The 9,460-nt window shown below is 45.8% G+C and carries 11 protein-coding genes; 8 read left to right on the forward strand and 3 right to left on the reverse strand.

Annotated features, from left to right (window positions below; genetic code table 11):
* Positions 1-17: 17 nt before the first annotated feature.
* Positions 18-278, reverse strand: a complete 261-nt coding sequence (locus KDK16_RS02045) for a hypothetical protein (RefSeq protein ID WP_257274436.1) — start codon at positions 276-278, stop codon at positions 18-20.
* Positions 279-420: 142 nt separating this feature from the next.
* Between KDK16_RS02045 and KDK16_RS02050 the strand changes: the two genes are divergently transcribed.
* From KDK16_RS02050 to KDK16_RS02075, 6 genes are all read left to right on the forward strand, one after another.
* A complete protein-coding gene (locus tag KDK16_RS02050) occupies positions 421-693 on the forward strand; it encodes a type II toxin-antitoxin system Phd/YefM family antitoxin (protein WP_257274437.1) in 273 nt (90 codons plus the stop codon).
* Positions 690-1,130 carry a type II toxin-antitoxin system VapC family toxin gene (locus KDK16_RS02055; protein WP_257252834.1) on the forward strand — a complete coding sequence of 147 codons (441 nt, stop codon included), beginning with the start codon at positions 690-692 and terminating at the stop codon, positions 1,128-1,130. The genes KDK16_RS02050 and KDK16_RS02055 overlap by 4 nt, the downstream gene beginning before the upstream one ends.
* A gap of 159 nt (positions 1,131-1,289) precedes the next feature.
* Entirely contained in the window at positions 1,290-2,360 is a 1,071-nt protein-coding gene (locus tag KDK16_RS02060) for an extracellular solute-binding protein (RefSeq protein WP_257252835.1), read from the forward strand.
* A gap of 84 nt (positions 2,361-2,444) precedes the next feature.
* Positions 2,445-3,548, forward strand: coding sequence for an ABC transporter ATP-binding protein (locus KDK16_RS02065; RefSeq protein ID WP_257274438.1), 1,104 nt, complete (start codon positions 2,445-2,447; stop codon positions 3,546-3,548).
* A gap of 2 nt (positions 3,549-3,550) precedes the next feature.
* Positions 3,551-4,414, forward strand: coding sequence for an ABC transporter permease (locus KDK16_RS02070; RefSeq protein ID WP_257252838.1), 864 nt, complete (start codon positions 3,551-3,553; stop codon positions 4,412-4,414).
* Positions 4,415-4,535: 121 nt separating this feature from the next.
* Positions 4,536-5,273: an ABC transporter permease gene (locus KDK16_RS02075; protein WP_257274439.1), complete on the forward strand. Its 738-nt coding sequence runs from the start codon at positions 4,536-4,538 to the stop codon at positions 5,271-5,273.
* A 107-nt stretch (positions 5,274-5,380) separates the two neighbouring features.
* On the opposite strand, the gene KDK16_RS02080 is transcribed toward KDK16_RS02075, so the two are convergent.
* Positions 5,381-5,821, reverse strand: coding sequence for a hypothetical protein (locus KDK16_RS02080; protein ID WP_257274440.1), 441 nt, complete (start codon positions 5,819-5,821; stop codon positions 5,381-5,383).
* A 184-nt stretch (positions 5,822-6,005) separates the two neighbouring features.
* Between KDK16_RS02080 and KDK16_RS13360 the strand changes: the two genes are divergently transcribed.
* Together KDK16_RS13360 and KDK16_RS02090 are read left to right on the forward strand one after the other, a co-directional pair.
* Complete coding sequence (locus KDK16_RS13360) at positions 6,006-6,458, forward strand: prepilin-type N-terminal cleavage/methylation domain-containing protein (RefSeq protein WP_306670691.1); 453 nt, start codon at positions 6,006-6,008, stop codon at positions 6,456-6,458.
* A gap of 584 nt (positions 6,459-7,042) precedes the next feature.
* Positions 7,043-8,950: a hypothetical protein gene (locus tag KDK16_RS02090; RefSeq protein WP_257274441.1), complete on the forward strand. Its 1,908-nt coding sequence runs from the start codon at positions 7,043-7,045 to the stop codon at positions 8,948-8,950.
* A gap of 194 nt (positions 8,951-9,144) precedes the next feature.
* Here KDK16_RS02090 and KDK16_RS02095 read toward each other — a convergent pair.
* The coding region (locus tag KDK16_RS02095; protein ID WP_257274442.1) for a helix-hairpin-helix domain-containing protein at positions 9,145-9,460 on the reverse strand (316 nt) is incomplete at its 5' end.

Below are 9,460 nucleotides of genomic sequence, written 5' to 3' on the forward strand. Positions count from 1 at the left end.
TTTTCTGGATGTCCTTTTTAACTGGTTTTATTTTTGTGGATGTCCTTTTTATTTTTTTTTATTTTTGTGGATGTCCTTTTTATTTTTTTTATTTTTTTTTTTATTTTTGTGGATGTCCTTTTTATTTTTTTTTTATTTTTGTGGATGTCCTTTTTATTTTTTATTTTTGTGGATGTCCTTTTTATTTTTTTGTGGATGTCCTTTTTATTTTTTTTTTTGTGGATGTCCTTTTTATTTTTCTTTTTATTTTTTTTATTTTTATTTTCTATGATCTTCACCCTCGCATCATGAACGACAGTGCTGAATTTTACAGGCTCATTTCATGTTGGAAACTGGGCTCCCCTTCAGGCTCATTTCATATTGGAAGAGACTGAGGTTGACATATATAACTAGTCAGACTAGTTTTTTTTAAGGTGTGTCATGATTCAGGAGATTGAAATGGAAAATCAATGGCAGTTACAAGAGGCTAAAAGTAAGTTTAGTCATATCGTGGACAGGGCTCGCCAGTACGGTCCGCAATTTGTGACCCGTCACGGGCATAAAGCGGCTGTCATTCTTTCGTTTGAAGACTATCAAAAGATGTCCGCACCAGAGAATAGTCTGAGTGAATTTCTAAAAGCATCTCCCTTTTCGGATGCTGATGTTGAAGTGTTTGACAGAAGTAAAGAAACTCCGAGGGATGAAGATCTGTGAAGTATTTACTGGACACCTGTGTATTGTCAGAAGCATTCAAAAAAAATCCTGATCAGCATGTACTTGAATGGATGGATAGTTGTGAGGAATACAAGCTCTATTTGAGTGTTTTGACTCTGGCAGAAATTGAAAAAGGAATAGGGAAATGCCAGGAGCCGACAAGACAGGATAAGTTGCGAACCTGGCTTGAGTTTGATCTTATGGAGCGCTTCAAGCACAGAATATTGCCTGTAGATCTTGGGGTGGCAATAGCTTGGGGGCGTATCCAGTCTGAATCTGAAAAAAAGGGCGCACCTATGCCTGTGATTGATGGGCTTATAGCTGTCACAGGCTTGGTGCATGACTGTACTGTAGTTACTCGAAATACAAACGATATGCGTATGTGCCAGGTACAGTTATATAACCCATGGGAACGTACAGTGTCATCCAGACCCTGACCCGCAAAATTCATAAGGCGGTTTTGAACAGCCACATATTTTTAAAATAAATATGAACAGGCTCATATCTTTATTGACCTTCGTTTTAACGAGTGAAACATTTCTGTAACAAAATTGCATAACAATAGTGAGCAATAACAAACCTCATAGAGGCGCTCCATGTTGAAACCAATGAAAGGTCTGCTAGCGCTGACCATATCCACCGTTGCCATGCTCACCACCAGTGCACAGGCGGAAGAACTAAGAATTCTGACCTGGGGAGGCTATGCGCCTCAGGAAGTGATTGATCAGTTTGAACAGGAAACCGGTATTACCGTTAAGGTCACCAAATCCAATAACGAAGATATGATTTCCAAGCTTCGCGCTACTCGCGGTGCTGGTTATGATCTGGTGCAGCCAAGTCAGGATCGTATTGTCGGTGCGCAGAAAGAATATCGAATTTATAAACCTGTTGACCTCAGTAAACTCGATGCCGGTCAGTTTATTCCTTCCATGCTGTCCGCCACCAAAGCCAACACCACCATAAACGGTGATGTGTACGGTGTGCCTCATATCTGGGGTACCAGCGGTCTGATTACCGATACTGCAGGTAGCAAAAGCAGCTACAGTTTTAATGACCTATGCTCTGATGATTACAAGGGCAAAGTATCCTATCGCCTGAAGCGTCCAACCCTGATTGGTTTCGCGTTTGCCATGGGCGAAGACCCATTCGCAGCCTACAACGATCAGAAAAAATACGCTGAAATTCTGGGCAAAGTTGAGCAGAAGCTCATCAACTGCAAAGCCAATGTTAAAGCTTACTGGGAAGGCGGTGATGCTTTGCTTAACCTGCTGCGCAGTGGCGAAGTCACTTTGGCCATGGGTTGGGATGCAGGCGGCTGGAAGCTGCATAAAGAAACGACCAGCATCAACTTCGTACCACCAGAGTCTGGAGCACTGGGCTGGATTGATACCTTTGCCCTGCCCGCCAAAGGCAAGAATGATGAAGCTGCTTATCAATGGATCAACTTTGTAATGCAGCCTGAGATTGCTGCCAAAATCACCGAGGCTGCGGGTAACTTTACCGCATCTGCCGGTGCTGAAGAGTTTGTTAACGAACAGCTCAGCAACAGCTATAAGATCAGCTACAACCAGAGCAGTCTCGATAATATCAAGTGGTATCCGCCAGTACCTGCAGGCCTGGAAATCATCGAAGGAAAAACGCTGGATCGTATCAAAGCCGCACAGTAATCAGTTATAGCTTTACCCGCCAGTCCTGTTTTTTGCTGAGAGTTATATGACAGAGGCTGGTGGTTTTTCAGGATGTACACCCTCATGACTTTCGATCTCGAATGCCGCAATGTTTTCAAACACTTTGGCAGTTTTCAGGCAGTAAATGACATTTCTCTTGAAATCCCTGCTGGCTTCTTTTTCTCCATACTGGGCCCCTCTGGCTGTGGCAAAACCACGCTGCTGAGAATGCTTGCCGGTTTTTCTGAACCTGATCAGGGAGAAATTCTGATAAAAGGAAAGAAGATGGCTGGTATCCCGGCTAATAAGCGTCCGGTAAATATGGTGTTTCAGCACCTGGCTCTTTTTCCCATGATGAATGTTGGGGAAAACATTGCTTACGGACTCAAGCGCAACAGGGTACCAAAGCCGCAAAGGGATAAAAAAGTTGCCGATGTTCTGGAACGTATTGGTTTGCCGGGTATTGAAAAAAAATCGGTCAATCAACTCTCCGGTGGACAGAAACAGCGGGTGGCAATTGCTCGATGTCTGGTGCTTGAACCGGATGTTCTCTTGCTGGACGAGCCTCTTGGCGCTCTTGACCTGAAGCTTCGGGAACAAATGAAAGTCGAGTTAAAAAAACTGCAAAAAGCGTTTGGTACCACCTTTATTTACATAACCCACGATCAATCTGAAGCAATGGTTATGTCGGACCAGGTAGCCGTCATGAATCATGGCCGTTTTGAACAGGTGGGCTCTCCGCAGTCGCTTTACTATGAGCCAAAAACGTCATTTGTCGCTGGTTTTGTTGGTAATAACAATCGGGTGGCCGGGATCGTTGAGTCTATTGTTGGTGAAACGGCAATAATCCGATCTAACGCCGGACAGCAATTTAAAACTGCGTTTCCAAAAATAGACCTTAAAGCAGGAGACGCTGTTGATTTGTTTATCCGCCCGGAAGCCATTCATATCCGGAGAGATCAGAGCGTAACGTCTGAAAACCATATTAATGGTCAGGTAGAAAATATTCTTTTTGATGGCGGTAATAGCCAGATACTGGTGAAAGATATCGATTCATCCCAAGAGTTGAGTGTTTCGTTGCCACAGACTCGAGAATTTAATGATCTGGTGGCTGGAGACAGAGTCTCATTATCCTGGGATATGCAACAGAGCAATATTTTTCTATCAAATAAAAAGAGAGAATCTTGACCATGACTGGTAGAAAACTCTCTTTTTATCTGCTGTTAATGCCACTGCTGCTGACGCTGACATTGCTGATTCTGTTACCACAGCTGGATATGTTGGGCATCTCAATGAGAGAGCGAGTCAGTTACGGTGTTTATGAGTTCAGCCTGCTTCATTATCGGGAGTTTTTCACAGAGCCGCTCTATTGGAATACATTTTTGCGCACTGCGGTGATGTCCATACTTGCTACGGCCCTGACATTACTGATCTCCTTTCCGGTTGCCTGGTATATCGCCAAAATTGCCCAGGGTAAAAACAAGAACCTGATGTTTCTTGCCTGTCTGATTCCATTCTGGGTCAGTGAACTTGTGCGAACCTATGGCTGGATGATTTTGCTGCGTGAGAGCGGTGTTGTCAGTGGCTTCCTGCAATGGATTGGAGTGGTGGACGCGCCAGTAGAGATGCTGTACAACGACATTACTGTTATGACGGGCCTCGTTTATGCCTCCATGCTCTTTATGGTAGTGCCTCTGGTCAGCACCCTGGAAGGAATGGACGACAGCCTTGTAGAAGCAGCTTATGACCTGGGCGGTAACCACTTCACGGTGCTTCGCACAGTCATTATTCCATACGCTGTACCAGGCATCGTATCAGGATGCATCGTCGTCTTTATGCTGACCCTTGGTAATTATCTGACACCGACACTGTTGGGTGGTAAAGACAGTCTCTGGTTTACCGAGCAGATTTTTACCCAGTTTATTACCCGCTTTAACTGGGAACAGGGAGCAGCCTTTGGCGTTTTATTGCTCTGTCTGTCGTCGCTGATTGTCTGGCTTGGACTGAAGCTCAGCAAACAGTCCTTCAAACAGGCATTAGCCAGTGAAACCTGAGAAATAGATCATGATACCGAGTATTCCCCAAAGCAGAGCATTTCAGAAAACCTACACGGTTTATGTATGCTTGTTCTTTATGTTTCTTTTGGCTCCACTTGTCGTCGTTGCCGTTTTCTCAATGAACGACAGTGTATTTCCTTCCCTGCCGTGGGAAGGGTTTACTCTGGACTGGTATTTTGCCGACAACAAAGAGCGTCGTGGCTTATTTCATGACGGTGCGATACAGGAAAGTATTATCACTAGCCTCATGATCGCACTGTTTGTTGCTATTCTGTCCGTCACTTTAGCTATCACTAATGCACTGTTGTTTGAGCGATATGATTTTCGGGGAAAACAGTTTCTCTATAGTTTGATGTTGCTACCACTGGTGATTCCGGGCGTCATTCTCGGGATTTCCATTCTTTCTTTCAGTAGCGGCATCGCCAATACGATAGAAGACAGTTATGGACTCGATCTGGAGTTTTTAAGGCCCGGTCTGCCACTTATTGTTCTTGGACAATTTGTATTTATCAGTACTATGGCAACACTCGTCATTTCAGCACGACTGAGAAAGCTGGATACCGCAATGGAAGAAGCTGCTTTAAACCTGGGTGCAAGCCGTTTTGAGGTATTCACAACGATTACACTGCCCTGGTTAAAGCCAGCGGTGATTGGCTCGGCGGTTGTGGCTTTTCTGATGTCTTTCGAGAATTTTAATACCACATTAATTCTTGCAGGCAGTGATTCCCCATTAACGATTACATTGTTTGATCGTATGAGGGAAGGTTCAACACCGGTGCTCAATGCGGTTTCGACACTATTGATGGCAGGATCTGGTGCACTTGCTCTCGTCAGTATTTTTATTCAAAGAAAGTAATTGGAAATAGTTAAAGGATAGGCCCATATTTTATGGCACCTATCCTGTTTCAATTCCCTTTGAATCAATGACCCCACGCTTCTGGCAGAATGGAGCCTTTCACCTCATTAATTAATATGTACCTCTCTGGCGATTAGCTTTGGATTCAGCAAACCCTCGTAGGAAAAAAACTCTTGAGTCCGTCCTTTCTTATAGCTGACTTCATAGAGCATTAAAAAAGGAAGTCCACCTCCCCGGGTCATTTGTTTGAAATCCGCATGCCAGCCAACAAAGGTATGATCCTGATATTGCCCCAATTCACTGCTCAATAGTGGTCTGAAATTGTCTTTTCCTGAGCCTGTGGTTTTGAGCGTGTGGTGACCCGATTGAATAATCAGCATCAGCTCCGAGCCCTGTTCTTTCTCGAAATAGCGATCCACTTCACCTTGGTAAATGGTCTGAAGACTCAAAGCTCCGGTGACTGCAGTGGATGCAAGCACCAGCACAACGGTTATGGCCCGAGCGGCAAGAGAGAGTCTTTTATTATCGAAAAGGTTGCGATTTTTCACGATAGCCGCCTCTGTAACTAAGTCTGTATTGGGGTTATCGGGTCACACTTGAAAATCACGAGAAATTAGCGGGCTTAAAAGCCTAAAGCTCTGGTCATGAGCGCCGAAACATGTTGCTAGAGACTGACCTGTGGGGCCCCGGGTTTTGGCGTTGGGCAACTATTCAATGACCGAGGATAACGAGATGAAAACATGGATGTCCAGGACGCTGGGTTTCACGCTGATCGAACTGATGATCGTAGTAGCGATCATTGGTATTCTGGCGGCAGTGGCGATTCCCCAGTACCAGAACTATACCCGTAATGCCACTGCTAGCGCTGCTATTCAGGAAGCTAACGCCTATAAAACAGCTATTTCGATCTGTTTACAGTCACACGCATTGGCTGATTGTGATCTTACTGAAAATTCAGTGCCTGGTCCCGCAGGGAAAGTAAGTGCAGGAGCATCAGACAAATCGTCTATTGTAATTACACCTGGAAGTCCATTTGGTAGTCAAACGGTGACTATGTGTCCAGACACTGTAGGAACCAGCTGGCAGGTTTTTTGTACTGGTGCAGCGGGAGCAAATAACTTATGTGCTATAGATGCTGTTCAGAATTATCCCGGTTATACCACTACTATTTCAGCTTGTCCATAATAAAATTTGTCATCAACTAGGCCGGATTAAATCCGGCCTTTTTTCTGTCTGGCGTTTATCTGACGATAAAAGTGACTCCAGAATGAAGCCTGGTTGTAGCTGCTTGCAAATAAAGTCCGTTTTACCTGCAAAAAAGCCCCCCTTTTTTTGATCCCCAATTAACTGAGAATAATACCCTGACCATGCTCGTATTAATTGACAATGTGCCCGAATGAATCGGGACAGATGGCTATTCCCCAATAGCTGTGTGCTGCGGACTCGAAAGATATGCCCTTTCTGTTTTGTAGTTTAAATGCAATATCCTTAACGGTTCACAAAAAAAATACCACAACGGTCAAAAACCTGTGACGTAACCATAGTCGGGGAGGATGACTGGCAGCAGTCAAGCAGGTCGGTCTGCATTGCCATAGCCCTGTCGAATCACAGAAGCGCTTTAATGGATTTTTAACGGGAAAGCACACTTATTTTCTTGATCTATCCTTCCTTTCTGTAAACCGGAAAGCAGGGATAGAATTATTAAACACTCACTCTTTGTAGCAGCGCTCTTACTGCTATTGTTTTCTGTCAACTGCCAGACCCAACCATTGACAGAACGTTATATTGTCGAGCTTGAACAGAAAAAAGGTTCTACGAAACAGCGCTTCACTATAATGCGTGACCGGCATACATTCTCGGGTAACCCGTCAGTCATTGCCTACGCAAACAGTCATACAGAACCGGGCTTGCCACCTGATCACAATCCACACAAATCGGGCGAATACGGGGTTAAAACAACACATATTGAATCGATTTCATGGCAATGGCTCTACAACATCCAGCTGCTGGTGGGTTACGAACTAATCCTGACAACCAAAGGCGCCTCTCTAAAAATCACACCTTATTCGTGGTCACCTGTAGAAATGGCCGTCACTGTCAGTTGGCTTTTACAGAACTATTGGAACCCCGGTTCACCGTCGTTTAACCCGAGTGGACAACAAAAGGCGAGTGAGTTTCATCCGTTTGCCACCATCACTATGATGTTTGGCTCTGGAAATAACCATCAAACCTGTCAGCAACAGGGCCAGCCATCAGAATCGTCCGGCCAGAATGCCACCTTAGCCACAGGCTATTGCACCAGTCTTGTGTGCTCTGACTCTGGAAACGGTAACGGAGACCCTCATCAACATTTGCACAGTTTAGGTTTAAATTGTTTCGTCCAGCCCTGTCACGGCGTTTGTCAATTCCGATCCTCAACCGTTAGCACGGGGTTAGCTCAATCGCCGTTGGATTCTGTAGGAGTTTCGACAGTAGCAACACCCGGACAAAACGCTCCTTTGAATAGCTGCAACTCTTTAGAAGGGGTCGCCTCAGACGGGGTTGCCTCAGACAGGGTTGCCCTGAACTCAGTCGATGCAGGGGAAGCCAGTACAACGGCTCCTGCCGGGAAAGCAACTTGTAACGTGATAGTGGTCGAGGAGGATGGTCAGCTGCGGCAATGCTGGAAAGTCTGCAAGAATGCTCGTGCTCTCTACACACACAAATACATGTACCACAGCGGACAACAAACCTGTGAATTGCCCGTGTTCGGGGAGGATGGCCATCAGCAGCCATGTGGGAAAGTATTCAAGCATTTCCGATCTCTGTTATGTCACAAAAGCAGATACCATACCGGGCAACGAACCTGTGAGGCCACGGTAGCCGGAGAGGATGGCCAACAGCGACCATGTGGTGTGTCCTGTAAAAATGCCAGAGCCCTGACCGATCACAAAGACAGATACCACAGAAAACAACGAACCTGCGATGTGGCTGCGATCGGGGAAGATGGCCAGCCGCGGCCATGCGGGATGGTCTTCAACGGCCCTAAAGCGCTGTTGGATCACAAAGCAATCTACCACTCAGAGCCACAAACCTGTGACATGACCGTGCTCGGGAAGGATGGCAAACAGCGGCCTTGCGGGACGGTCTGCAAGAATACCCATGCCCTTCACTGTCACAAAAGCATTTACCACAATGGACAAAAGACCTGTGACATCACTGTGGTCGGGGAAGACGGCCATGAGTGGCCATGTGGGAAAACCTTCAAGCATGCCCGATCACTGTCATCTCACAAAATCAGATACCACACCGGGGAACAAACCTGTAAGGCGACAGTGGTCGGTAAAAGTGGCCAGCAGCGACCATGCAGAACGCTCTGCAAGAATGAACAAGCCCTGATAAATCACAAAGACAGGTACCACAGGAGTCCACGAACCTGTGACGTCATCGTGGTCGGGGAAGATAGCCAGCTGTTGCCATGCGGGAGGGTATTCAATGGCCCCAAAGCGTTGTCGGATCACAAAAGAAGCTCCCACAGTGGGCCACAAACCTGTGAGGTGACGGTGATCGGTGATGATAGCCAGCTGCAGCTATGCGGAAAGGTTTGCGACAGTCTCAAAGCCCTGTCGAATCACAAACGAATACATCGAAAACGCAAGCTTGATGACCTGAAATGCAATGATAAAGATAGTCCTTGATCTAGCCACTGCCCTTTCATAAAGATAACAATCAAAAGACACTCTTCATCTAAGTGGGAGCATCAGCGCAGTAATTGTTTTTTAACGGCATGAACCCGTATAAGATTATGATCCTGCTGCGGAACGAGACAGCCCGGAAGCCAGAGAGGTTTTTATTGTTGATGCTTTTGAGACTGCTTAAGGCGGAAATACAGTCATGGTCGTCTAAACCATTCAATAGAGTCCCTGATGCTCGGAGCATTTAAATAGCTTTTAGCTCTCCGAGCCTGCTCAACGGACATCAAAGCCACAGCAGCTATTTCCTGAGGCGTAGCATTAAGAATTTTTTTCCAGCTTTTGAAATGGGCTACCAGTTTTTCAGAACGACTTTCTCCCACCTGTGGAATGCTCAAGGCTCTTATCTGGGACTTCAGAGAAGCCATGTGGAGAGTGCCGAGTACCATTAGCAGTTGTTTCGCTGAGTGCCACCAATCCTTACGGTCGCTCGAAGCTGATGGTGGAAGAAGTTCT

It is taken from the genome of Endozoicomonas sp. SESOKO4, from assembly GCF_024606275.1.

Bases quoted from the DNA above. Each gene is read 5' to 3' on its own strand.
- KDK16_RS02050 (WP_257274437.1), top strand. From the start codon at position 421: ATGATTCAGGAGATTGAAATGGAAAATCAATGGCAGTTACAAGAGGCT.
- KDK16_RS02060 (WP_257252835.1), top strand. From the start codon at position 1,290: ATGTTGAAACCAATGAAAGGTCTGCTAGCGCTGACCATATCCACCGTT.
- KDK16_RS02065 (WP_257274438.1), top strand. From the start codon at position 2,445: ATGACTTTCGATCTCGAATGCCGCAATGTTTTCAAACACTTTGGCAGT.
- KDK16_RS02070 (WP_257252838.1), top strand. From the start codon at position 3,551: ATGACTGGTAGAAAACTCTCTTTTTATCTGCTGTTAATGCCACTGCTG.
- KDK16_RS02075 (WP_257274439.1), top strand. From the start codon at position 4,536: ATGAACGACAGTGTATTTCCTTCCCTGCCGTGGGAAGGGTTTACTCTG.
- KDK16_RS13360 (WP_306670691.1), top strand. From the start codon at position 6,006: ATGAAAACATGGATGTCCAGGACGCTGGGTTTCACGCTGATCGAACTG.